Below are 23,281 nucleotides of genomic sequence, written 5' to 3'. Positions count from 1 at the left end.
TGCGATGACCGCCATCGATGATCGGATGACCGGGATCTTCGAGAACCTGGAGGTGCCGGAGGGCATCAAGGCCGAACTCATCAGGGGGGAAATCGTGATGATGGCGGGGCCTGACATGGTCCACAATCTCATCGTCCTGGCGATTCAGCACCAGCTTCCGTATGGTCGGTGGCGTCCACTCACGACCCAGGACCTGGGGATCCCCGGCCAGGCGAGCGAACCCCAGCCCGACCTGGTCGTCTTCGAACGCGGGGCGGTCCAGGAGCACGGACGACTGCTGCCGTCGCCCGCCGTCACCCTGGTGGTCGAGGTGGTGTCGAAGACCAGTGTCGATCGTGATTACCGGACCAAGCGGGAGCTCTACGCCGAGGGCTCCGTCCCCGCGTACCTGATCGTGGACCCGATCAAGGGGGTCTGCGTGCTGCTGACCGAGTTGGGTAGGGATCCCGGGTCCGGCCTCCCGAGGTACATGTCCGAGCGGACCAGCAAGTTCGGCGAGCCCGTCCCCGTCAGCCTGCTTGAGATCGATCTGGACACCACGGACTTTCAGCAGTACGTCTGATCGGCCTCACTCCGGAACCGTCACGAAGTCGATCAACTCCTCGACCTTGCCCAGCAGTTCCGGCTCCAGGTCCTTGTAGCTGTCCACCGTGGAGAGGATCCGCTTCCAGGCGGCGGGGGTGTTCACCGGCCAGCCGAGGCGGCGGCAGACGCCCTCCTTCCACTCCTCGCCGCGCGGGACGGCGGGCCAGCCGGCGATGCCGACGGAGGCGGGCTTCACGGCCTGCCAGATGTCGATGTAGGGGTGGCCGACGACCAGGACGGCGTCGCCGGTGACCTGGGCGGCGATGCGCTGCTCCTTGGTGCCGGGGAGCAGGTGGTCGACCAGGACGCCGAGGCGCCGCCCCGGGCCGGGGGCGAAGTCGGCGACGATCGCGGGCAGGTCGTCCACGCCCTCCAGGTACTCGACGACCACGCCCTCGATCCGCAGGTCGTCGCCCCAGACCCGCTCGACCAGTTCGGCGTCGTGCCGGCCCTCGACGTAGATCCGCGACTCGCGGGCGACCCGGGCCCGGGCGCCGGGGACGGCGACGGAGCCGGAGGCGGTGCGGCCCGGCGTACGGGAGGGGGCGGGGCCGGCCGGGCGCACCAGGGTGACCGTCCGGCCCTCCAGCAGGAAGCCGCGCGGCACCAGCGGGAACACCCGGAGCTTGCCGAAGCGGTCCTCCAGGGTGACGGTGAAGCCCTCGGCGGTCTTCTCGCAGCGCACCACCGCGCCGCAGAAGCCGGTGACGGCCTCCTCCACCACCAGGTCCCGTTCGGCGGTCACCTCCGGGGCGGGTTGCTGCTTCTTCCACGGCGGGGTCAGGTCGGGTCCGTACTGGCGGCTGCGCATGAAAGCGACTATACGGACGGACCGTCAGAGGCCCGGCGCGCCCCAGACCGGGAACCAGCGGCTGAGGTCCTTCTCCAGCCGCAGGTCGTTCCCGAGCATCGCGTTGACCTGGAGCTCCAGCGGGCTGTTGCGCCGCTCCCCGCCGCCGGGCATCGGGGCGAAGGGGTAGAAGGTGCCGCGCTTGTAGAGGTAGACCAGGGCCAGCGACTGCCCGTCCGGGTTGCGGAAGCCGACCAGCGAGCAGAGCAGCTGCGGCCCGAAGCCGTTCGCCTCCAGCTCGCTGTTGACCGCGTGCAGGTCGTTGACCAGGTCCGGCAGTTCCTCGGGGGTGTGCCGGGCGAGCAGCCAGGAGTAGCCGTAGCCGTCCTTGGAGGCCTCCACCGGGACGCCGCCGCGCTCGGTGTCGGCGTCGAGCAGCGCCCGTACCTGCTGTTCGACCTGACCGAAGGCCGCGCCCTCGACGGCGGCGAAGCAGACCGAGCCGAGCCCGGTGGGGGTGAACCCGGCCCCGGCCTCCAGGGTGAGGGCGGCGGACGGGACGCCGAACAGCTGGTCGAGGTCGGGCTTGACGGGCTTGGTGCGCCCGAACAGGGTGTCCAGGATTCCCACGGCGGTCCTTTCGGAGGAGGGAGTCGGGAGGGCGGCAGGGGGGCGGGGCCTCAGCGGCCGAGCTGCTCGGAGATCTTCGCCAGCTGCTCCAGGCGCTTCTCCAGCGTCGGGTGGGTGGAGAACAGCTGGGAGGCGGTCTCCCGGGCGCTCAGCGCGGGGGCGAAGTAGAAGGCGTTGTAGGGCTGCGCCTGGCGCAGGTCCTTGCTGGGGATGGCGGCGATCTGGCCGGTGACCTTGGTGAGCGCGGAGGCGAGGGCGCTGGGCCGGCCGGTGAGCTGGGCGGCGGCGCGGTCGGCGGCGAGTTCCCGGTAGCGGGACAGGAGCCGGGTGAGCAGGAAGCTGATGGCGTAGACGACCATCGACACCAGCGGGATGATCAGGGCGACGATGGCCGCGTTCTGGTCGTTGTTGTTGCGGTTGCCGCCCATGAACCCGCCGTACATGGCGATCCGGGTCATGGCCCCGGCGAGGACGCCGAGGAAGCCGGCGATGGTCATCACCGCGACGTCCCGGTGGGCGACGTGGGACAGCTCGTGGGCGAGGACGCCCTCCAGTTCCTCGGGCTCCAGCCGTCGCAGCAGGCCGGTGGTGACGCACACCACGGCGTTCTGCGGGTTGCGGCCGGTGGCGAAGGCGTTCGGCATGTCGTTGTCGGCGACCGCCACCCGGGGTTTGGGCATGTCGGCCAGCGCGCAGAGCCGGTCGATGGTGCCGTGCAGTTGCGGGTACTGCTCAGGGGTCACCTGGTGGGCGCCCATCGCCCGTTCGGTGATCTTGTCGCTGAACCAGAACTGGGCCACGAACAGCCCGCCGGAGATCAGGACGATCAGTGGCCAGGCGCCGCGCAGCAGCACGATCAGCAGACCGGTGAAACCGACGTACAGCAGCCCGATCACGAACATCGTCACGACCATGCGGCCGGTCAGACCGCGGTCGGGCGCGAAACGGGTGTGCTGGCCCGAGCTCGACATTGCTTGCTCCTCCATTCGCCGTCGTCTTCGATGCTGCCACCCGGACGGCCCCGCGGCACCACCCCCGCGCCGGGAACTGCGGGCAGGATCACTCCGGCCGGGCCGTTCCTGCCGTTGGGCCCGGGCCTTACACTGGCAGGTACGGTTTTGGCACTCGCAGGTTCAGAGTGCCAAAGCGGGTGCCGGAGCCGGGATCCTCCCGGAGCGGGCAGCAGCATGCGTGACACGAACGGACAACGTGCGAAGACGGAGGTGTGTGCCCCATGGCCGGTGAGGTTCGCCAGCTGGACGACCGCAAGCTCGCCGTGCTCCGCGCGATCGTCCAGGACTACGTGGGCACCGAGGAGCCGGTCGGCTCCAAGGCCCTGGTGGAGCGGCACAACCTCGGAGTCTCCCCGGCGACCGTCCGCAACGACATGGCGGCGCTGGAGGAGGAGGGCTACATCCACCAGCCGCACACCAGCGCCGGGCGCATCCCCACCGACAAGGGGTACCGCCTGTTCGTCGACAAGCTCGCCGAGGTCAAGCCGATGAGCGCCCCCGAGCGCCGGGCGATCCGGCACTTCCTGGACGGCGCCGTCGACCTGGACGACGTGGTCATGCGGACGGTGCGGCTGCTCGCCCAGCTCACCCGACAGGTCGCGGTGGTGCAGTACCCCTCGCTGTCGCGGTCCACCGTCCGGCACATCGAGCTGGTGGCGCTGGCCCCGACCAAGGTGATGCTGGTCCTGATCACCAACACCGGCCGGGTCGAGCAGCGGATGGTCGACTGCCCGGGCCCGGTCGGCGAGACGGTCCTGGCAGACCTGCGGGCCCGGATCAACGCGCGGGCCGTCGGCCAGCGGCTGCCGGACGTGCCGGGGTTCCTGGAGGAGCTCCCGGCGGGTTTCGAGCCGCCGGACCGCCCGACCGTCAGCACGGTCCTGGCGACGCTGTTCGAAGCGCTCGCCGAGCAGAACGAGGAGCGGATCATGCTGGCCGGCACGGCCAACCTGACCCGCTTCGGGCACGACTTCCCCCTGACCATCCAGCCGGTGCTGGAAGCCCTGGAGGAGCAGGTCGTCCTGCTCCGCCTCCTGGGTGAGACGGCGGACGCCGCGATGACGGTCCGGATCGGGCGGGAGATCGCCTACGAGGGGCTGAATTCCACCTCGGTGGTGTCGGTCGGCTACGGTTCGGGCGACGAGAGCGTGGCCAAACTGGGTGTGATCGGTCCGACCCGGATGGACTATCCGGGCACAATGGGGGCGGTGCGTGCGGTGGCGCGGTACGTGGGCCAGATCCTGGCCGAGTCGTAGCACAGGCCGCCGTCGGAACCTCTGACGGCGGTGTCCAGTCGCAGCACTACTACAGGCGGAACAAGCGGAGCATTTGGTGGCCACGGACTACTACGCGGTACTCGGCGTCCGACGGGATGCGGGGCAGGACGAGATCAAGAAGGCCTTCCGGCGCCTGGCACGCGAACTGCACCCGGACGTCAACCCGGACCCGAAGACGCAGGAGCGGTTCAAGGAGATCAACGCCGCTTACGAGGTGCTCTCCGACCCGCAGAAGCGCCAGGTCTACGACCTCGGAGGTGACCCGCTCTCGCCGGGCGGCGGGGGCGCGGGCGGCTTCGGCGCGGGGGCGGCCGGCTTCGGCTTCTCCGACATCATGGACGCCTTCTTCGGCGCCGCGGCCGGCCAGCGCGGCCCGCGCTCGCGCACCCGCCGCGGCCAGGACGCCATGATCCGGCTGGAGATCACCCTGGAGGAGGCCGCCTTCGGCACCACCAAGGAACTCCAGGTCGACACCGCCGTCACCTGCACCACGTGCAGCGGCGAGGGCGCGGCCCCCGGCACCTCCGCGCAGACCTGCGACATGTGTCGCGGCAGGGGCGAGGTCTCCCAGGTCACCCGGTCGTTCCTGGGCCAGGTCATGACCTCCCGTCCCTGCCCGCAGTGCCAGGGCTTCGGCACCGTCGTGCCGACCCCGTGCCCGGAGTGCGCCGGCGACGGCAGGGTCCGCGCCCGGCGCACCCTGACCGTCAAGATCCCGGCCGGTGTCGACAACGGCACCCGGATCCAGCTGGCCGGCGAGGGCGAGGTCGGCCCCGGCGGCGGCCCGGCCGGCGACCTGTACGTCGAGATCGCCGAGACCACCCACACCGTCTTCCAGCGGCGCGGGGACGACCTGCACTGCACCGTCACCATCCCGATGACGGCCGCGTCCCTCGGCACCCAGGTGCCGCTGCAGACCCTGGACGGGCTGGAGGAGGTCGACATCCGGCCCGGCACCCAGTCCGGCCAGTCGATCCCGCTGCACGGCCGCGGCATCACGCACCTGCGCGGCGGCGGCCGGGGCGACCTGATAGTGCATGTCGAGGTGCAGACGCCCACCAAGCTCGACCCCGAGCAGGAGGAGCTGCTGCGCCGGCTCGCGGTGCTGCGCGGCGAGGAGCGGCCGTCCGGCCAGTTCGCGCCGGGCCAGCAGGGCCTGTTCTCGCGCCTCAAGGACGCGTTCAACGGCCGCTAGGCCCTAGGCCGGGGCCGCTACTGGGCCCTGGCCGTCCGCGCGGGGGTGCCGGGTTCTGCCCGGCGCCCCTTTCGCGTTCCCGATCCGCCCCACCCCCGGAGGTTCCCCGCATGACCGCCCCCGTCTTCGTCGTCGAGACCGAGCGGATCGCCGCCGCCGCGCCCGGCTCCGTGGTGCGCCTCGACGGGCCGGAGGGGCGGCACGCGGCCGCGGTGAGGCGGCTGGCGGCGGGCGAGGCGGTGACCCTCGCCGACGGGCTGGGCCTCGGGGTGGACGGGACGGTCGCCGCGGTGCTCGGCAAGGACGCGATCGACGTCACGGTGGCCGCCGTCCGCCGGGAGCCCGAGCCGGCGCCGCGGATCGTCGTCGTCCAGGCGCTGCCCAAGGGCGACCGCGGCGAGCTCGCGGTGGAGACCATGACCGAGGTCGGCGTGGACGTGATCGTCCCGTGGGCCGCCTCGCGCTGCATCACGCAGTGGAAGGGCGACCGGGGCGCCAAGGCGCTCGCCAAGTGGCGGGCCACCGCCCGGGAGGCCGGCAAGCAGTCCCGCCGGCTGCGCTTCCCCGAGGTGCGCGAGCCGGCGACCACCCGGCAGCTGGCGCCGCTGCTGGCCGGGGCCGCGTTCGCCGCCGTGCTGCACGAGGAGGGCGCCGAGCCGCTGGCGCTGGCCGCGCTGCCCGCGGCCGGGGACGTGGTGCTGGTGGTCGGCCCGGAGGGCGGGGTCTCCCCGGAGGAGCTGGCCGCGTTCGCCGAGGCGGGTGCCGGGCCGTACCGGCTGGGCCCCTCGGTGCTGCGCACCTCCACCGCCGGGGTGGCCGCCGGCGCCCTGCTGCTGGGGCGCACCGGCCGCTGGTCGTAGCCGGCGCCCGTGCGGTCGGAGTCTGCCCGAACCGGCCCGCGCCGTGCGCGCACGTGCCTACGCTGACCGCGTGACGGAACCCCTGAGCACCTCTGCGGGCGCCTACCTGCGCCACCCCCATCTGCACGGTGACCTGGTCACCTTCGTCGCCGAGGACGACGTCTGGCTGGCCCCGCTGGACGGTGGCCGGGCCTGGCGGCTGACGGCCGATCACGTGCCCGTCCGGCACCCCCGGTTCGCCCCCGACGGGCGGCACATCGCCTTCACCTCCACCCGGGACGGCGCGCCCGAGGTGCACGTGGTGCCGGTGGACGGCGGGCCGTCCCGGCGGCTCACCCACTGGGGCAGCGAGCAGACCGAGGTGCGGGGCTGGACGGCCGACGGGCGCCCGATCGCCCTCACCACCGCCGGCGAGGCGACCCTGCGCCGCAGCTGGGCGCACGCCGTGCCGCTGGACGGCGGCGAGTCGGTGCGGCTGCCGTACGGGCCGGTCGGCGGGCTCGCCTTCGAGCTGGGCGGCGACCGCGTGCTGCTGGGCACCGTCAACAACCGCGAGCCGGCCTGGTGGAAGCGCTACCGGGGCGGCCGGGCGGGCAAGTTGTGGATCGGGCGGGACGCATTCGTCCGCGTCCACGAGGAGTTGGACGGCCAGCTCGACTCGCCGCTGTGGGTGGGGGACCGGATCGCCTTCCTCTCCGACCACGAGGGCGTCGGTGAGCTCTACTCCAGCCTCCCGGACGGCTCCGACCTGCGCCGCCACACCACCGACCCGGACGGCTTCTACGCCCGCAACGCCGGCACCGACGGCACCCGGACGGTGTTCCACCGGGCCGGCGACGTCTGGCTGCTGGACGACCTGGCGGGAGCCGCGCCCCGCCGCCTCGACATCCGGCTGGCCGGCCCGCGCAGCGGCCGCCGCCCCCGCCCGGTGCACGCCGCGCACTGGCTGGAGTCCGCCGCCCCCGACCGCACCGGCCGGGCCGGCGCCGTGGTGGTGCGCGGCGACGTGCACTGGCTGACCCACCGCGAGGGCCCGGCCCGGGTGCTGGACGAGACCCCGGGGGTGCGCGGGCGGCTGGCCCGGGTGGTGCCGGGCGAGGACGGCGCCCAGGGCGTGCTGTGGGTGTCCGACGCCGAGGGCGAGGACGCCCTGGAGTTCGCCCCCGACGCGCAGGGCGCCGAGCGCCGCCGGCTGGCCGCCGGGCGGATCGGCCGGGTCAACTCCCTGGCGGTGTCCCCGGACGGCAAGCAGGCCGCGCTCGGCGTGCACGACGGCCGGGTCCTGCTGGTCGCGCTCGCCGACGGCACCGTGCACGAGCTGGACCGCAGCGCCGACGGCGAGGTCAGTGGGCTGGCCTTCAGCCCGGACTCGGCCTGGCTGGCCTGGTCGCGGCCGGTGCACCGGCTGGGCCCGTACTCGCTGCGCCAGATCGTGCTGGCCGACCTGGTGGCCCGGACGGTCGGCGAGGTCACCCAGGAGCGCTTCATCGACACCTCGCCGGCCTTCACCGCGGACGGCCGCTACCTGGCGTTCCTGTCGGTGCGCAACCTCGACCCGGTCTACGACTCGCACGTCTTCGACCTGTCGTTCCCCAACGGCTGCCGCCCGTACCTGATCACGCTGGCCGCCGACACGCCGTCCCCGTTCGGGCCGCAGCGGGCCGGGCGCCCGCTCGGCGGGGAGGAGGACGAGCTGCGCGGCAGGAGGGCGGACGGCGAGGAGGCCGCCGGCGACGCCGCGCCGGTGACCAGGGTCGACCTGGACGGCATTGCGGACCGGATCGTCCCGTTCCCGGTCGAGGGCGGCCGGTTCGACGCGCTCAGGGCGGCCAAGGACGGCGTGCTGTGGACCCGCGCCCCGCTGCTCGGCGAACTCGGCGACGAGGCGGCCTCGCCCGAGGACGAGCGGCCCCGGCCGGTGCTGGAGCGCTTCGACCTGAAGAAGCGCCGCGTCGAGCAACTGGTGCACGGCGTGGACGGCTTCGCGGTCAGCGGGGACGGCACCCGGGTGGCCGTGCTGGACGGGGGCGAGCTGCGGATCGTCCCGGCCGAGCACAAGGCGGGTGGTGAGGACGACGAGGTGGGCGTCGACCTGGCCCGGCTGCGGGTCACCGTCGACCCGGCCGCCGAGTGGCGGCAGATGTACGCCGAGAACGGCCGCCTGATGCGCGACAACTTCTGGCGCCCCGACCTCGGCGGCGTCGACTGGGCCGGCGTGCTGGACCGCTACCGGCCGCTCGTGGAACGCCTCGGCTCGCACGACGACCTGGTCGACCTGCTCTGGGAGGTGCACGGCGAACTCGGCACCTCGCACGCCTACGTCATCCCGTACGGCCGGTACACCGAGCCGGCCCGGCGCCAGGGCCTGCTCGGCGCGGACCTCGCCAAGGACGGCGACCGGTGGCGGATCGCCCGCATCCTGCCCGGCGAGTCCTCCGACCCCCGGGCCCGCTCGCCGCTGGCCGCGCCCGGCGCCGCGATCCGCCCGGGCGACGCGGTCCTCGCCGTCAACGGCCGCCCGGTGGACCCGGTCACCGGCCCGGCCCCGCTGCTGGCCGGCACCGCCGGGCAGCCGGTCGAGCTGACCGTGGCCGGCAAGGACGGCACCGACCGGCGCCACCCGGTGGTCGTCCCGATCGCCGACGAGGAGCCGCTGCGCTACCACGACTGGGTGGCCGGGCGGCGGGCCGCGGTGCGCGAGCTGTCCGGCGGCCGGCTCGGCTACCTGCACATCCCCGACATGCAGTCGGCCGGCTGGGCCCAGATCCACCGCGACCTGGCCGTGGAACTGGCCAGGGACGGCGTGATCGTCGACGTCCGGGAGAACCGCGGCGGCCACACCTCGCAGCTGGTGATCGAGAAGCTCGCCCGCCGGATCGTCGGCTGGAACGCCATCCGGGACACCGACCACCCGGTGCCCTACCCCCTCGACGCCCCGCGCGGGCCGGTCGTCGCGCTCGCCAACGAGTTCTCCGGCTCGGACGGCGACGTCGTCAACGCCGTCATCCAGACGCTCGGCATCGGCCCGGTGGTCGGCACCCGCACCTGGGGCGGGGTGATCGGCATCGACAGCCGCTACCACCTGGTCGACGGCACCCTGGTCACCCAGCCCAAGTACGCGTACTGGCTGGAGAACTACGGCTGGGGCGTGGAGAACCACGGCGTCGACCCGGACGTCGAGGTGCCGATGGCCCCGCACCAGTGGGCCGCCGGCGAGGACCCGCAGCTGGCCGAGGGCGTCCGGATCGCCCTCGCCGCGCTCGCCGCGGCCCCGCCCCGCACGGCCCCGCCGATGCCCTGGGCGTAGGGCGCGCCCCCGCCGCCCCGGCGGGCGGGAGAGCAGCCGAACGGGAGGTCGGCCCGGCCGACTTCCCGCTAGGCTGCGCCCGTACGGCCCCAGACCAGACACGAACCGAGGAGAAGCCGATGGCCGGCGAGCCGCAACCCGACTGCCTGTTCTGCAAGATCGTTGCGGGCGAGATCCCGGCGACCGTGGTGCGCAAGACCGAGCGCGTCCTCGCCTTCCGCGACATCGCCCCCAAGGCGCCGCTGCACGTCCTGGTCATCCCGCACGTCCACTACCCGAACGCCGCCGCGCTGGCCGCCGCCGAGCCGGAGATCGCCGGTGAACTCCTCGCCGAGGCGGGCGCGGTGGCCAGGGACGAGGGCATCGAGGACTACCGGCTGATCTTCAACACCGGCGCCGGCGCCGGCCAGACGATCTTCCACGCCCACGTCCACGTGCTCGGCGGCAAGCCGATGACCGAGAACATGGTCTGACCTACGTGTCACAGCGCGAACTCGTCGTCCTCGGCACCGCCAGCCAGGTGCCCACCCGGCACCGCAACCACAACGGCTACCTGCTCCGCTGGGACGGCGAGGGCCTGCTGTTCGACCCCGGCGAGGGCACCCAGCGGCAGATGCTGCTGGCCGGCGTCTCGGCCACCCAGATCACCCGGATCGCCGTGACGCACTTCCACGGCGACCACTGCCTGGGCCTCGCCGGGGTGATCCAGCGGATCAACCTGGACCGCGTCCCCCACCCGGTGGACGTCTACTTCCCGGCCTCCGGCGAGGTCTACTTCGAGCGGCTGCGGCACGCCACCGCCTACCACGAGACGGCCGTCCTGCGGCCCCGGCCGATCGACGAGCCGGGCCCGCTGCCCGCGCCCGGTGCCCGCTTCGCGCTGGACGCCGTGCGGCTGTCGCACCCCGTGGAGTCCTTCGGCTACCGGCTGTCCGAGCCGGACGGCCGCCGCCTGGTGCCCGAACGCCTCGCCGCGCTGGGCGTCTTCGGCCCCGCGGTCGGCCGCCTCCAGCACGAGGGGGCGATCGAGGCGGACGGCCGGCGGGTCACCCTGGAGGAGGTCAGCGAGCCCCGGCCGGGCCAGCGCTTCGCCTTCGTGATGGACACCCGGCTCTGCGACGGCGTGTACGAACTCGCCGAGGGCGCCGACCTGTTGGTCGCCGAGTCGACCTTCGCCGACGCCGACGCCCGGCTCGCCGAGGAGCACGGCCACCTCACCGCCGGGCAGGCCGCCAAGGCCGCCGCCGAGGCCGGTGTGCGCACCCTGGTGCTGACCCACTTCTCCCAGCGCTACCCGGACCTCGGCCAGCACCTGGCCGACGCCCGCAAACACTTCGACGGCGAGCTGGTGATCGCCGCCGACCTCACCCGGGTGCCCGTCCCCGTCCGGCGCCAGCCGTGAACCCGGCCCGCACCCCGTGAAAAGCGCTCGCGCCGCCCCCCGATCTGCCGCAGCATCGTCGGGTGCGGCCCCGCCGCCCGCCGCGGCGACCACGTGCGCGGCGTACCCTGGTGCCCCGGAGAGACCGATCGGCACACGACACCACGGATGGGATGAGGCAGGCCCAGCGCCGACCTATGAGTGACACATCGCAGACCCGTACGAACGGACAGTCGCGCCCCGAACCGGCCGACGACGGTCGCGTCAGCGCCCGGATCGTCATCCCCGAGAAGCACCCGATGGTCACCCTGCTCGGCACGGCGGACTCGCTGCTGCGCGTGATCGAGCAGGGCTTCCCCGCCGCCGACATCCACGTCCGCGGCAACGAGGTGACCGCCACCGGAGCGCGCGCCGAGGTCGCCCTCGTGCAGCGGCTCTTCACCGAGATGATGCTGGTGCTGCGCACCGGCCAGCCCTTGACGGAGGATTCCGTGGAGCGCTCCATCGCCATGCTCCGCGGTGCCGCGGAGGACCCGGACAGCCCGGCGCCGTCCCAGGTGTTCACCGCGAACATCCTGTCCAACCGGGGCCGCACGATCCGCCCCAAGACCCTCAACCAGCAGCGCTACGTCGACGCGATCGACAAGCACACGATCGTCTTCGGCCTCGGCCCGGCCGGCACCGGCAAGACCTACCTCGCGATGGCCAAGGCCGTCCAGGCCCTCCAGGCCAAGGAGGTCAACCGGATCATCCTGACCCGCCCGGCCGTCGAGGCGGGGGAGCGGCTGGGCTTCCTGCCCGGCACCCTCTACGAGAAGATCGACCCGTACCTGCGCCCGCTGTACGACGCGCTGCACGACATGATGGACCCGGACTCCATCCCGCGCCTGATGGCGGCCGGCACCATCGAGGTCGCGCCGCTGGCGTACATGCGCGGCCGCACCCTCAACGACGCCTTCATCATCCTGGACGAGGCCCAGAACACCTCGCCCGAGCAGATGAAGATGTTCCTCACCCGCCTCGGTTTCAACTCCCGGGTGGTGGTCACCGGCGACACCAGCCAGATCGACCTCCCGGGCGGCACCCGCAGCGGCCTCAAGGTCGTCCAGGACATCCTGGCCGACGTGCCCGACATCCACTTCTCCGTCCTCACCAGCACCGACGTGGTCCGCCACAAGCTGGTCGGCCGGATCGTGGACGCCTACGAACGCTGGGACGCCAAGCAGGAGGCCGAGGAGAACTCCTCGCCCGCCCGCAAGCCGGCCCAGCGGCGCGGCTCCCGCGCACCCCGTCAGTCCCATCGCACCGAAAGCTGAGTACGCAGCCCGTCATGTCGATCGACATCGCCAACGAGTCCGGTTGGGACGCCGATGAGGAAGCCATCCTCGACGTCGCCCGCTTCGCCCTGGACAAGATGCGGATCCACCCGCAGTCCGAACTGTCCGTGATCCTGGTGGACGGAGCGGCGATGGAGGAGCTGCACATCCAGTGGATGGACCTCCCCGGCCCCACCGACGTGATGTCCTTCCCGATGGACGAGCTTCGCCCCGGCAAGGAGGGCGAGGAACTGCCGCAGGGCCTGCTCGGCGACATCGTGCTCTGCCCGGAGGTCGCCGAGCAGCAGGGCAAGGCGGCCCCCTCCAAGCACTCGATGGACGAGGAGCTCCAACTGCTCACCGTCCACGGGGTGCTGCACGTCCTCGGGTACGACCACGAGGAGCCCGAGGAGGAGGAGGAGATGTTCGCCCTCCAGAAGCGCATCCTGGACGACTGGCGGGCCGGCCGGGGCCTCGGTGGTCTCTCCCCGGCCCCCACCACCCACTGAGCGCGGAGCCCGAACCCCTGTGAGTGGTGAAAGTACGAGCTTCATCCTCGGTGCCGTGCTCCTCGTCGTCCTCGGCTGGCTGGCCGCGTGCGCCGAGGCGGGCATCTCCCGGGTCTCCCGGTTCCGCGCGGAGGAGGCCGTGCGGGCCGGGCGGCGCGGCTCGGCCCGGCTGCTGACCGTCGCCTCCGACCCGATCCGCTACCTCAACCTGGCGACCCTGATCCGGGTGGCCAGCGAGATGGCGGCGGCCGTCCTGGTCACCGTGGTGTGCGTGCGCAACGTGGAGCCGATCTGGCAGGCCGTGCTGCTGGCGTTCGGCGTGATGGTGCTGGTGTCCTTCGTCGCGGTGGGGGTCTCGCCGCGCACGATCGGGCGCCAGCACCCGCTCACCACCGCGACCGCCGCCTCCTTCGTGCTGCTGCCGCTGGCCGCGGTGCTCGGCCCGATCCCGCGGCTGCTGATCCTGCTCGGCAACGCGCTGACCCCGGGCAAGGGCTACCGGGAGGGGCCGTTCGCCTCCGAGGCCGAACTGCGGGCGCTGGTCGACCTCGCCGAGAAGGACGACCTGATCGAGGACGAGGAGCGCCGGATGGTGCACTCCGTCTTCGAGCTGGGCGACACCATCGTCCGCGAGGTGATGGTGCCGCGCACCGACCTGGTGATGATCGAGCGGCACAAGACCGTCCGGCAGGCGCTCACCCTGGCGCTGCGCTCGGGCTTCTCGCGGATCCCCGTGGTCGGGGACAGCGAGGACGACGTGGTCGGCATCGTCTACCTGAAGGACCTGGTCCGGCGTACCCACATCAACCGGGAGGCGGAGTCCGAGGAGGTCGGCGCGGTGATGCGCCCGGCCGTCTTCGTACCGGACTCCAAGCCGGCCGGCGACCTGCTGCGCGAGATGCAGCAGCGCCGCTCGCACGTGGCGATCGTGATCGACGAGTACGGCGGCACGGCCGGCCTGGTCACCATCGAGGACGTCCTGGAGGAGATCGTCGGCGAGATCACCGACGAGTACGACCGGGAGATCGCGCCGGTGGAGGACCTCGGCGACGGCTCGTACCGGATCACCGCCCGGCTGCTGGTGGAGGACCTGGGCGAGCTCTTCGGCATCGAGCTGGAGGACGAGGACGTCGAGACCGTCGGCGGCCTGCTGGCCAAGCACCTCGGCCGGGTGCCGATCCCCGGCTCGGCCTGCGAGATCCCGCTGCCCGAGCCCGCCGGCACCGGGCTGACCGGCATCCTGCTGACCGCCGAGTCCTCGGCCGGGCGCCGCAACCGGATCGGCTCGATGGTCGCGACCCCGGTCCGCAAGGCCGCGGAGGCCGGGGCGGAACCCGGCGAGTAGCGGTCGCGCCCCGGCGGAGCGACCATGGACAGCATGACGCATCAACTTCGCGCGGAGTACGGCCCGCAGGGTGCGACCGGCGGGGTCAAGGTCTGGCACGTGGTGCGCGACGGCGACCCCGCGACGGCGCTCTGCGGCCGTAGCCTGGCCGACGACGCCGAGACGCGGCCCGAGCAGGAGTGGGGCACCGGGCTGCGCTGCTGCCAGCAGTGCGGTTCGCTCTACATGCACGAGGTGCCGCACATGCAGGGGAGCCATCCCTACAGCTAGGCCGGCGTGGCCGGCAGGCCGGCCAGGCCATGGTGGAGGTCACCATGAAGCTGCAAGACGAACTGCCCGTGAACAGCCGGCTCGCCACGGTGTGGCGGATCGGGGCGGGGCTCGGGGGGATTTTCCTGATCGTGTTCGGGTGCCTGGGGCTGGCCGATCACCCGGGCTTCCTGGCCACCCACGGTGACCGGATCGCCGGGCTGTCGACCAACGGGGCGCTGAGCATCCTGTCCATCGTGGCGGGCGCGATCCTGGTGGCGGGGGCGGTGATCGGCGGCAACTTCGCGTCCAACCTGAACATGGTGGTCGGCGTGCTGTTCGTCCTGTCCGGCTTCTACGGCCTGGCGGTGCTCGGGCGGCCGGACGCCAACATCCTGAACTTCCGGATGTCGAACGTGCTGTTCGCCTTCATCTTCGGGGTGATCCTGACGACCTTCGGGATGTACGGCCGGGTGAGCAGCCACCTGCCGCACGACAACCCGTTCTGGCGCGAGCGCGCGGAGCACGAGACGGCGAGGCCGTCCGGGCCGAAGACCTTCGTCAAGGTCCTCAATCCGAACCCCGGTCCGACCCACCCGGTCGGCCACTGAGCGGCCGCGGGGGCCGCCTATGCTCGGCGGCATGAGTGACATCGTCGAGCTCGACCCCGAAGACAAGAAGATCATCACCCTGGCCCGCTCGGCCCGCGCCCGCAACGGCGTCGCCGAGGGGGCCGCGGTGCGTGACGAGACCGGCCGGACGTACGTGGCCGGGACGGTCGCGCTGGAGTCGCTCCGGCTGAGCGCGCTGCAGACGGCGGTGGCGATGGCGGTGGCCAGCGGTGCGAAGTCGCTGGAGGCGGCGGCCGTGGTGAGCGAGGCGGAGCAGCCGGCCGAGGCCGACCTGGCGGCCGTCCGGGACCTCGGCGGGGCCGGGACGCCCGTGCTGCTGGCCGGTGTGGACGGGACGCTGCGGGTGGCGGCCGAGGCCCGCTGAGGGCGGCTGGGGCCCGCCGGCCTGATGCCGCGGCCCGCAGCGGGTCTGCTGGGGCCCGCTGCGGCGGGCGATGGCGGCGGCCTGGCGAACACCTGCCCGAACCGAGCCGATAGTCTCACCGGGGGAGTGAACTCGGTGAGGGGGCTGGGCACATGGGGGCGGTGGCGTTCTTCGCCGGGCTGCTGCTGTTCGTGATGGGGATGGGCAAGTGGCAGGAGACCGGCTCGCCGTACTGGCTCTGGGGTTCGGTCGCCTTTCTGGTGCTGCTGGTGGTGATGTCGGTGGTCACGCGGGGTGGCCGCAAGGGCTGATCGGGCGGTGCGGGCGGGCCCGGACAGCGCGACTCCGGTGATCAGGGAGAATGGAGCACATGAGTGCCCCTTCCTCCTCGTACCGCTCCGGCTTCGCGTGCTTCGTCGGCCGACCCAACGCGGGCAAGTCGACCCTGACCAACGCTCTGGTGGGGACGAAGGTCGCGATCACCTCCGACCGCCCGCAGACCACCCGGCACACCGTGCGCGGCATCGTGCACCGCCCGGACTCCCAGCTCGTCCTGGTCGACACCCCCGGCCTGCACAAGCCGCGCACCCTGCTCGGCGAGCGCCTCAACGACCTGGTCCGCAGCACCTGGGCCGAGGTCGACGTGATCGGCTTCTGCCTGCCCGCCGACCAGAAGCTCGGCCCCGGCGACAAGTTCATCGCCAAGGAACTCGCCGAGGTCAAGAAGACCCCCAAGGTCGCCATCGTCACCAAGACCGACCTGGTCGACTCCAAGCGGCTCGCCGAGCAGCTGATCGCCATCCACCAGCTCGGTGAGGAACTGGGCATCGAGTGGGCCGAGATCATCCCGGTCTCGGCCGTCGGCGACAAGCAGGTGGAACTGGTCGGCGACCTGATCACCAAGCTGCTGCCGGAGGGCATGCCGCTCTACCCGGACGGCGACCTCACCGACGAGCCCGAGCAGATCATGGTCGCGGAGCTGATCCGCGAGGCCGCCCTGGAGGGCGTCCGGGACGAGCTGCCGCACTCGCTGGCCGTCGTGGTCGAGGAGATGCTCCCGCGCGAGGGCCGCCCGGCGGACCGCCCGCTGCTGGACATCCACGCCAACGTCTACATCGAGCGGCAGAGCCAGAAGGCGATCGTCATCGGCGCCAAGGGCGCGCGGCTCAAGCACGTCGGCACCACCGCCCGCAAGCACATCGAGGCGCTGCTCGGCACGCCGGTCTATCTGGACCTGCACGTCAAGGTGGCCAAGGACTGGCAGCGCGACCCGAAGCAGCTGCGCAAGCTCGGCTTCTGAGCCCCGGTTCCCGCCGAAGGCCCGCCCGGATCCGTCGATCGGGCGGGCCTTCGGCGGGTCCGGGGGCCGGTGGGGCTACGCGCCCTCGCGCAGGACCAGCGACACCAGCTCGCGCTGCGAGTCGGTGAGCTTCGGGTCGGCGCAGTAGACCGTCCGGCCGTCGACGGTGATCTCGTAGTGGAAGCCGTCCGGCACCCCGTACGAGGGCGCCCGCAGCCCGCCCGCGACGGCCTCGCGGGCGAGCGCGTGGACGTGCGGGGCGTCCGTGCGGTCGACGGTGTCGAGTTCCGCATGGCGGACGATCCCCGCGAAGCCGCCGGTCCGGGTCACCTGGATACGCATGGTGTCCATGGTGCTACCAGGGGAGGGAGTTTGCCGGTCTTTTCCCGGACCGTGACCTTAAGCGCGGCTCAACCCGGTCTCAACCGGTCCTCGGTCGGGGCCGTCGTCGGGGCCGCCGCCGAGGCCTGAGGGGTTCGGCCGGGGCCGCCTGAGGGGTTCAGCCGGGGCTGACGCCCACCTGCGCCCAGGAGGCCGTCACGGTGTCCGCCACCGAGGACTGGTCGGGGTAGCGGGCCTTGGCGGCGGCCACGGTGGCTCGGGCGAAGGCGGTGAAGTCGGCGTCGGCGGCCAGCCGGCCGCCGGTCAGGGCGTCGTACCAGATCCGCCCGGCGCGGTCCCAGGCCTGGCCGCCGAGGGCGGTGGCCAGCAGGTAGAACGCGTGGTTGGGGATGCCGGAGTTGATGTGCACGCCGCCGTTGTCGTCGGTGGTGTCCACGTAGTCCCGCATGTGCGCGGGCTGCGGGTCCTTGCCGAGCCGGGGGTCGTCGTAGGCGGTGCCGGGGGCCTTCATCGAGCGCAGCGCCACGCCCTGGATGCCGGGGGCGAGCAGGCCGGCGCCGATCAGCCAGTCGGCGTGGGCGGCGTCCTGGCCCAGCGAGTGCTGCTTGACCAGCGAGCCGAAGACGTCGGAGACCGACTCGTTGAGCGCGCCGGGCTGGTCCTGGTACTGCAGGCCGGCGGTGAACTGGGTGACGCCGTGGGTGAGTTCGTGGCCGATGACGTCGACGCAGGCGGTGAAGTCGCCGAAGATCTCGCCGTCGCCGTCGCCGAAGACCATCTGGTGGCCGTTCCAGAAGGCGTTGTCGTAGTCCTGGCCGTAGTGCACGGTGGCGTCCAGGCGCAGCCCCCGGTTGTCGATCGAGCGGCGGCCGAAGACGGTGGCGTACAGGGCGAAGGTGTCGCCGAGGCCGTCGTAGGCGTGGTTGACGGACTGGTCGGCGACCGGGGCCTGGCCCTCGGTGCGGACGGTCCGGCCGGGCAGCCGCTGGCTGTGGGCGGTGTCGGCGATCAGCCGGCTGGGGGTCGGGCCGGTGCTGACGGGCGGGGGAGGGGCGAGGCGGGCCGCGCGGTGCGCGGTGTCGAGCAGGAGGGAGCGGACGGCGGGCTCGTGACCGGCCTCGGCGAGGCGGTCCAGGACGTACGGCGGGACGATCGCGCAGATCGGAACTGCTGCAGTCATGTGGCCCAGGGTGAGGCCTCGATGACCGGTTGTCACCACTCTTGGCGTGACCGGTCGGTGTCTCAAGGGGTGGAACGGTGGCCCGGATCACTTCGGGGGCGCGCGGCCCTGGGTTACGCTGGGGCCATCATGCGCAACGGGCTGCTTCTTCTTAGCTGCCGCGTCGAGGGCCTGTAGTCCACAGGGCCGGCTCCCTCGCCGCGGGGATCGAGCTGTGCGCGTCATCCGGCGATCCAACGGAGGGTCGCGAGCGGCAGCTGCCGGCCAGTCGGTGTTGACCACCCCGACCCGCCCCCGCACCACGCATCACAGGAAGCCGAGAGTCATTCCATGACCGAGCAGAGCTCCGCCGCGCCCATCCCCGCCGGTCGCGCCTTCGTCGACCGCCCCACCCCGATCACCGCCGCGTCCGTGCGCCAGCTGCCCTCCGGCATGCGGTACGGGCGCTACCTGCCGTTCGACACCGTCGACCTGCCGGACCGCACCTGGCCGAGCAAGGTGATCACCAAGGCGCCGCGCTGGCTCTCCACCGACCTGCGGGACGGCAACCAGGCGCTGATCGACCCGATGTCCCCGGCCCGCAAGCGCAAGATGTTCGACCTGCTGGTCGCGATGGGCTACAAGGAGATCGAGGTCGGCTTCCCGTCCTCCGGCGCCACCGACCACGCCTTCGTGCGGTCGCTGATCGAGGAGGGGGCGATCCCCGAGGACGTCACCATCTCGGTGCTGACGCAGGCCCGCGAGGAGCTGATCGAGAAGACCGTCGAGTCGCTGGTCGGCGCCCCGCGCGCGACGGTCCACCTGTACAACGCGACGGCGCCGCTGTTCCGCCGGGTGGTGTTCCGCAACGACCGGGCCGCGACCAAGGCGATCGCCACCGACGGCACCCGGCTGGTGATGGAGTACGCCGAGAAGCTGCTGGGCGAGGAGACCGTCTTCGGCTACCAGTACTCGCCGGAGATCTTCGTGGACACCGAGCTGGACTTCGCGCTGGAGGTCTGCGAGGCGGTCATGGACGTCTGGCAGCCGGGCGAGGGCCGCGAGATCATCCTGAACCTGCCGGCCACCATCGAGCGGGCCACCCCGAACGTGCAGGCCGACCAGTTCGAGTGGATGTCGCGCAACCTGTCGCGCCGCGAGTTCGTCTGCCTGTCGGTGCACCCGCACAACGACCGCGGCACCGCCGTCGCCTCCGCCGAACTGGCCTACATGGCGGGCGCGGACCGCATCGAGGGCTGCCTGTTCGGCCAGGGCGAGCGGACGGGCAACGTCGACCTGGTGACCCTGGGCATGAACCTGTTCTCGCAGGGCATCGACCCGCAGATCGACTTCTCCGACATCGACGAGGTGCGCCGCACCGCCGAGTACTGCAACCAGATGGAGGTGCACCCGCGCCACCCGTACGCCGGCGACCTGGTGTACACCTCCTTCTCCGGCTCGCACCAGGACGCCATCAAGAAGGGCTTCGACGCCCTGGAGGCGGACGCCGCGGCGGCGGGCGTCCCGGTGGGGGAGCACACCTGGGGCGTGCCGTACCTGCCGATCGACCCGAAGGACGTCGGCCGCACCTACGAGGCGGTCATCCGGGTCAACAGCCAGTCCGGCAAGGGCGGTGTGGCGTACGTCCTGAAGAACGACCACAAGCTGGACCTGCCGCGCCGGATGCAGATCGAGTTCTCCCGGATCATCCAGGCCAAGACCGACGCCGAGGGCGGCGAGGTCACCCCGGCCGAGATCTGGCGGGTCTTCGAGGACGAGTACCTGCCGACCCCGGACAACCCGTGGGGCCGGATCTCGCTGAGCGGTTCGCGCACCCTGACCACCGAGGACGGCCGGGACGCGCTGATCGCCGGCGCGCTGGTGGACTCGGTACCGGTGACCCTGACCGGTGTCGGCAACGGCCCGGTCTCCGCCTTCACGGACGCGCTGGCCCGGATCGGCCTGGACGTCCGCGTCCTGGACTACGCCGAGCACGCGCTGAGCGAGGGCGGCGACGCCCAGGCCGCCGCGTACGTCGAGTGCGCGGTGGACGGCAAGGTGCTGTGGGGCGTCGGCATCGACGGCAACACCGTGCTGGCCTCGCTGAAGGCGATCATCAGCGCCGTCAACCGGGCGCAGCGCGGGTAGTTCGTACGAGTGAGATGTGGCGGGGCCGTCCTCCGGGGCGGCCCTTCGCCGCGCCTGGGGCCAGTTGTGTCCTGCGCCACATTTTTTCGGGTCGGAAGCCGTTCGAGGTACTGACACGTGCCGGTAACCATGGCAACATCGATCCACCGGAAAGCCGGGTCGGTGGGACGGCCTCGGTGTCCGGTCGCGTGACCTGCCCATTGTTGTGCAGGCCGTCTGCCATGTCTGGGGAGTGGCGCCGTGACCAGGTTGTGGGGTGTTCGCCCGCGGTGGCGGACTGACGTTCTCGGTGACTTCTTCTGTCCGGGCTGTGGCGGGGACCGCAACTACCGCCGACAGCACGGTCGGCGGTGGCTGCGGTTGCTGGGGACCCCGGTGGCCCCGCTCGGCCCGGTGATCGGCAGCGTGCAGTGCACCAGCTGCCACGGCCGCTACGGCGTCGAGAGCCTGGAACAGCCCACCTCCGTACGGCTCGGCGCGATGCTGCGGGACGCGCAGTACACCATCGCGCTCGCCCTGCTCGCGGCCGGCGGCACCGCGCACCGCGCGGCCCGCGAGGCGGCCTGCACGGCGGTGCGCGAGGCCGGGTTCGAGGACTGCGGCGAGGCCCAGGTGCTGGCCGCGCTCGCCGCGCTGTCCGGGCTCGGCGGCGAACTCTACGACGCCCACGGGATGGCCGGCGGCCTGGCCGTGGAACTGCACGCGGTGCTCGAACCGCTCGCCCCGCACCTGGCCCACCAGGGCCGGGAGCGGCTGCTGCTGCAGGGCGCGGCGATCGCCCTGTCCGACGGGCGCTACCTGCCGCAGGAGCGCGAGGCGCTGGCCGCGGTCGGGCGCTGTCTGGATCTACCGCAGTCGCGGGTCGGGGCGCTGCTGGAGGCGGCGACCCGGGCTCCGTACTAGACCTTCTCCGCAGTAACCCGGACCTCTCCGCAGTAACCCGGACCTTCTCCGCAGTAACCCGGACCTTCTCCGCAGTACCGGGCCCGCTCCGCAGTGCCGGGCCCGCCGCGCAACCCCCGAGCCATCTCCGATCCCCCACAAAACGGGCCCGAAATCCCCCTCCGGGCCCGCCGTGACCCGCACCGCTCGGTCCTCCCCCACGGACTCGGTGCGGGCAACACGGCTGTCGGCGGCCGGGGCGTGCCGTGGGGGAGAATGGCTCCCATGAGTCTTTTCCGGGACGACGGCGTCGTGCTGCGGGCGCAGAAGCTCGGCGAGGCCGATCGGATCATCACCCTGCTGACCCGGCACCACGGCAAGGTGCGGGCGGTGGCGCGCGGGGTGCGCAAGACCAAGTCCAAGTTCGGCGCCCGTCTGGAGCCGTTCTCGCACGTGGACGTGCAGTTCTTCAGCCGGGGGAGTGAGCTGATCGGCCGTGGGTTGCCGCTGTGCACCCAGGTGGAGACGATCGCGCCGTACGGCGGTTCGATCGTCACCGACTACGGCCGCTACACCGCCGGGACGGCGATGCTGGAGACGGCCGAGCGGTTCGCCGAGAACGAGGGCGAACCGGCCGTCCAGCAGTACCTGCTGCTGGTGGGCGCCCTGCGCACGCTGGCGGCCGGGCTGCACGAGTCGCACCTGGTGATGGACGCATTCCTGCTGCGCTCGCTCGCGGTGAACGGGTACGGCGCGAGCTTCACGGACTGCGCCAAATGCGGGCTGGAGGGGCCGAACCGTTTCTTCTCCCTTCCCGCGGGCGGGGTCCTCTGCCCGGACTGCCGAGTGCCCGGATGTGCCGTACCCTCCCCTGAGACACTGGTACTGCTCGGGGCGCTGCTGTCAGGGGACTGGCAGACGGCCGATTCCTGCGAGCCGAGGTACTGGCGGGAGGGCAGCGGCCTGGTCGCGGCCTATCTGCAGTGGCATTTGGAGCGGGGCATCCGCTCGATGAGATACGTGGAGAAGTGAGCACATGGCAGCGCGACGGCTCTTCGGCGGCGGCAAACAGAGGGAGTACCTCCCCCCGACCCCGCACCCCAGTGGCGCACAGCCCCCGAAGATTCCCGGCGAGCTGGTCCCCGGCCACGTCGCCATCGTGATGGACGGCAACGGCCGCTGGGCCAAGGAGCGCGGGCTGCCCCGCACCGAGGGCCACAAGGTCGGCGAGTCGGTCGTGCTGGACGTCCTCAAGGGCGCGATCGAGCTCGGCGTGAAGAACATCTCGCTGTACGCGTTCTCCACCGAGAACTGGAAGCGCTCGCCCGACGAGGTGAAGTTCCTGATGAACTTCAACCGGGACGTCATCCACCGCCGCCGCGACGAGATGGACGCGATGGGCGTGCGGGTCCGCTGGGCGGGCCGGATGCCGAAGCTGTGGAAGAGCGTCGTCCAGGAGCTCCAGGTCGCCGAGGAGCAGACCAAGGACAACGACGCCGTCACGCTCTACATGTGCGTCAACTACGGTGGCCGGGCCGAGCTCGCGGACGCCGCGGCGGCCCTCGCGGCCGACGTCGCCGCCGGGAAGCTGGACCCGAAGAAGGTCAACGAGAAGACCCTCGCCAAGTACATGTACCACCCGGACATGCCGGACGTGGACCTGTTCCTGCGCCCCAGCGGCGAGCAGCGCACCTCCAACTTCCTGCTCTGGCAGTCCGCGTACGCCGAGTTCGTGTTCCAGGACGTGCTCTGGCCGGACTTCGACCGCCGCGACCTGTGGCGTGCCTGCGAGCAGTACGCGAGGCGCGACCGCCGCTTCGGCGGGGCGATCCCGAACGAGGTGCCCGAGCCGCTGGACCTGCCCACCCAGCGCTGACGCGGTACGGCGGCGGTACGGCGAAGCCCGCACCACCGTGACCGCCGACGCCCTGGCCGCCTACCGCACCGCCGCCCGCACCGGCCTGCCCCCCGCCCCGGACACCGCCGCCGCCCCCGCC

Annotated in this window: 24 protein-coding genes; 19 read left to right on the top strand and 5 right to left on the bottom strand. The window is 72.4% G+C overall.

Annotated elements, in window-relative coordinates; all coding sequences use genetic code 11:
• Positions 1 to 4: 4 nt before the first annotated feature.
• Entirely contained in the window at positions 5 to 562 is a 558-nt protein-coding gene (locus AB0O82_RS34355) for a Uma2 family endonuclease (protein ID WP_363588260.1), read from the top strand.
• A 6-nt stretch (positions 563 to 568) separates the two neighbouring features.
• On the opposite strand, the gene AB0O82_RS34350 is transcribed toward AB0O82_RS34355, so the two are convergent.
• The 3 genes from AB0O82_RS34350 to htpX are packed head-to-tail and all read right to left on the bottom strand — an operon-like array spanning position 569 to position 2,976.
• On the bottom strand, positions 569 to 1,396 hold the full coding sequence (locus AB0O82_RS34350) for a DUF3097 domain-containing protein (protein ID WP_363588258.1): 828 nt from the start codon (positions 1,394 to 1,396) through the stop codon (positions 569 to 571).
• 24 nt (positions 1,397 to 1,420) lie between these two features.
• Positions 1,421 to 2,005, bottom strand: a complete 585-nt coding sequence (locus tag AB0O82_RS34345) for a hypothetical protein (protein ID WP_363588256.1) — start codon at positions 2,003 to 2,005, stop codon at positions 1,421 to 1,423.
• A 50-nt stretch (positions 2,006 to 2,055) separates the two neighbouring features.
• Positions 2,056 to 2,976 carry a zinc metalloprotease HtpX gene (htpX, locus tag AB0O82_RS34340; protein WP_363588254.1) on the bottom strand — a complete coding sequence of 307 codons (921 nt, stop codon included), beginning with the start codon at positions 2,974 to 2,976 and terminating at the stop codon, positions 2,056 to 2,058.
• 263 nt (positions 2,977 to 3,239) lie between these two features.
• Between htpX and hrcA the strand changes: the two genes are divergently transcribed.
• The 14 genes from hrcA (at position 3,240) to era (ending at position 16,753) form a co-directional block, all read left to right on the top strand.
• The gene (gene hrcA / locus AB0O82_RS34335; RefSeq protein ID WP_063347523.1) at positions 3,240 to 4,274 is read left to right on the top strand and encodes a heat-inducible transcriptional repressor HrcA; all 1,035 of its coding nucleotides are present in this window, start codon (positions 3,240 to 3,242) and stop codon (positions 4,272 to 4,274) included.
• A gap of 76 nt (positions 4,275 to 4,350) precedes the next feature.
• Positions 4,351 to 5,490, top strand: a complete 1,140-nt coding sequence (dnaJ, locus tag AB0O82_RS34330) for a molecular chaperone DnaJ (RefSeq protein WP_350878218.1) — start codon at positions 4,351 to 4,353, stop codon at positions 5,488 to 5,490.
• 110 nt (positions 5,491 to 5,600) lie between these two features.
• The gene (locus tag AB0O82_RS34325) at positions 5,601 to 6,350 is read left to right on the top strand and encodes a 16S rRNA (uracil(1498)-N(3))-methyltransferase (RefSeq protein ID WP_363588252.1); all 750 of its coding nucleotides are present in this window, start codon (positions 5,601 to 5,603) and stop codon (positions 6,348 to 6,350) included.
• A 70-nt stretch (positions 6,351 to 6,420) separates the two neighbouring features.
• Positions 6,421 to 9,657 carry a PDZ domain-containing protein gene (locus tag AB0O82_RS34320; protein ID WP_363588250.1) on the top strand — a complete coding sequence of 1,079 codons (3,237 nt, stop codon included), beginning with the start codon at positions 6,421 to 6,423 and terminating at the stop codon, positions 9,655 to 9,657.
• A 119-nt stretch (positions 9,658 to 9,776) separates the two neighbouring features.
• Positions 9,777 to 10,130 (top strand): histidine triad nucleotide-binding protein, encoded by a 354-nt coding sequence (locus AB0O82_RS34315; RefSeq protein WP_363588248.1) that lies wholly within the window; start codon positions 9,777 to 9,779, stop codon positions 10,128 to 10,130.
• A gap of 5 nt (positions 10,131 to 10,135) precedes the next feature.
• Entirely contained in the window at positions 10,136 to 11,059 is a 924-nt protein-coding gene (locus AB0O82_RS34310) for a ribonuclease Z (RefSeq protein WP_363588246.1), read from the top strand.
• A 278-nt stretch (positions 11,060 to 11,337) separates the two neighbouring features.
• Complete coding sequence (locus tag AB0O82_RS34305) at positions 11,338 to 12,354, top strand: PhoH family protein (RefSeq protein ID WP_363588278.1); 1,017 nt, start codon at positions 11,338 to 11,340, stop codon at positions 12,352 to 12,354.
• Positions 12,355 to 12,368: 14 nt separating this feature from the next.
• Positions 12,369 to 12,863: an rRNA maturation RNase YbeY gene (gene ybeY / locus AB0O82_RS34300; RefSeq protein ID WP_063347517.1), complete on the top strand. Its 495-nt coding sequence runs from the start codon at positions 12,369 to 12,371 to the stop codon at positions 12,861 to 12,863.
• Positions 12,864 to 12,882: 19 nt separating this feature from the next.
• The gene (locus tag AB0O82_RS34295) at positions 12,883 to 14,208 is read left to right on the top strand and encodes a hemolysin family protein (protein ID WP_063347516.1); all 1,326 of its coding nucleotides are present in this window, start codon (positions 12,883 to 12,885) and stop codon (positions 14,206 to 14,208) included.
• A 33-nt stretch (positions 14,209 to 14,241) separates the two neighbouring features.
• Positions 14,242 to 14,478: a hypothetical protein gene (locus tag AB0O82_RS34290; protein WP_063351092.1), complete on the top strand. Its 237-nt coding sequence runs from the start codon at positions 14,242 to 14,244 to the stop codon at positions 14,476 to 14,478.
• Between the two features lie 44 nt (positions 14,479 to 14,522).
• Complete coding sequence (locus AB0O82_RS34285; RefSeq protein ID WP_363588245.1) at positions 14,523 to 15,068, top strand: DUF4383 domain-containing protein; 546 nt, start codon at positions 14,523 to 14,525, stop codon at positions 15,066 to 15,068.
• Between the two features lie 31 nt (positions 15,069 to 15,099).
• Complete coding sequence (locus AB0O82_RS34280; RefSeq protein WP_063351091.1) at positions 15,100 to 15,453, top strand: hypothetical protein; 354 nt, start codon at positions 15,100 to 15,102, stop codon at positions 15,451 to 15,453.
• A 161-nt stretch (positions 15,454 to 15,614) separates the two neighbouring features.
• Complete coding sequence (locus AB0O82_RS34275; protein WP_363588243.1) at positions 15,615 to 15,764, top strand: hypothetical protein; 150 nt, start codon at positions 15,615 to 15,617, stop codon at positions 15,762 to 15,764.
• A 59-nt stretch (positions 15,765 to 15,823) separates the two neighbouring features.
• Positions 15,824 to 16,753 (top strand): GTPase Era, encoded by a 930-nt coding sequence (gene era / locus AB0O82_RS34270; protein ID WP_363588241.1) that lies wholly within the window; start codon positions 15,824 to 15,826, stop codon positions 16,751 to 16,753.
• Positions 16,754 to 16,828: 75 nt separating this feature from the next.
• On the opposite strand, the gene AB0O82_RS34265 is transcribed toward era, so the two are convergent.
• Complete coding sequence (locus AB0O82_RS34265; RefSeq protein WP_063351090.1) at positions 16,829 to 17,095, bottom strand: protealysin inhibitor emfourin; 267 nt, start codon at positions 17,093 to 17,095, stop codon at positions 16,829 to 16,831.
• A 157-nt stretch (positions 17,096 to 17,252) separates the two neighbouring features.
• Complete coding sequence (locus AB0O82_RS34260; protein ID WP_363588239.1) at positions 17,253 to 18,275, bottom strand: M4 family metallopeptidase; 1,023 nt, start codon at positions 18,273 to 18,275, stop codon at positions 17,253 to 17,255.
• 330 nt (positions 18,276 to 18,605) lie between these two features.
• On the opposite strand from AB0O82_RS34260, the gene leuA reads away from it, so the two are divergent.
• The 4 genes from leuA (at position 18,606) to AB0O82_RS34240 (ending at position 23,160) form a co-directional block, all read left to right on the top strand.
• A complete protein-coding gene (leuA, locus tag AB0O82_RS34255) occupies positions 18,606 to 20,402 on the top strand; it encodes a 2-isopropylmalate synthase (protein WP_350878208.1) in 1,797 nt (598 codons plus the stop codon).
• A gap of 360 nt (positions 20,403 to 20,762) precedes the next feature.
• Complete coding sequence (locus tag AB0O82_RS34250) at positions 20,763 to 21,305, top strand: TerB family tellurite resistance protein (RefSeq protein WP_350878207.1); 543 nt, start codon at positions 20,763 to 20,765, stop codon at positions 21,303 to 21,305.
• Between the two features lie 264 nt (positions 21,306 to 21,569).
• Positions 21,570 to 22,316, top strand: a complete 747-nt coding sequence (gene recO / locus AB0O82_RS34245; RefSeq protein WP_063347510.1) for a DNA repair protein RecO — start codon at positions 21,570 to 21,572, stop codon at positions 22,314 to 22,316.
• A 4-nt stretch (positions 22,317 to 22,320) separates the two neighbouring features.
• On the top strand, positions 22,321 to 23,160 hold the full coding sequence (locus AB0O82_RS34240) for an isoprenyl transferase (protein ID WP_363369948.1): 840 nt from the start codon (positions 22,321 to 22,323) through the stop codon (positions 23,158 to 23,160).
• Positions 23,161 to 23,281 lie beyond the last annotated feature (121 nt).

Source organism: Kitasatospora sp. NPDC088264 (assembly GCF_040685715.1).
GTDB lineage: Bacteria > Actinomycetota > Actinomycetes > Streptomycetales > Streptomycetaceae > Kitasatospora.
This window is presented reverse-complemented; position numbering and strand designations above follow the sequence as displayed.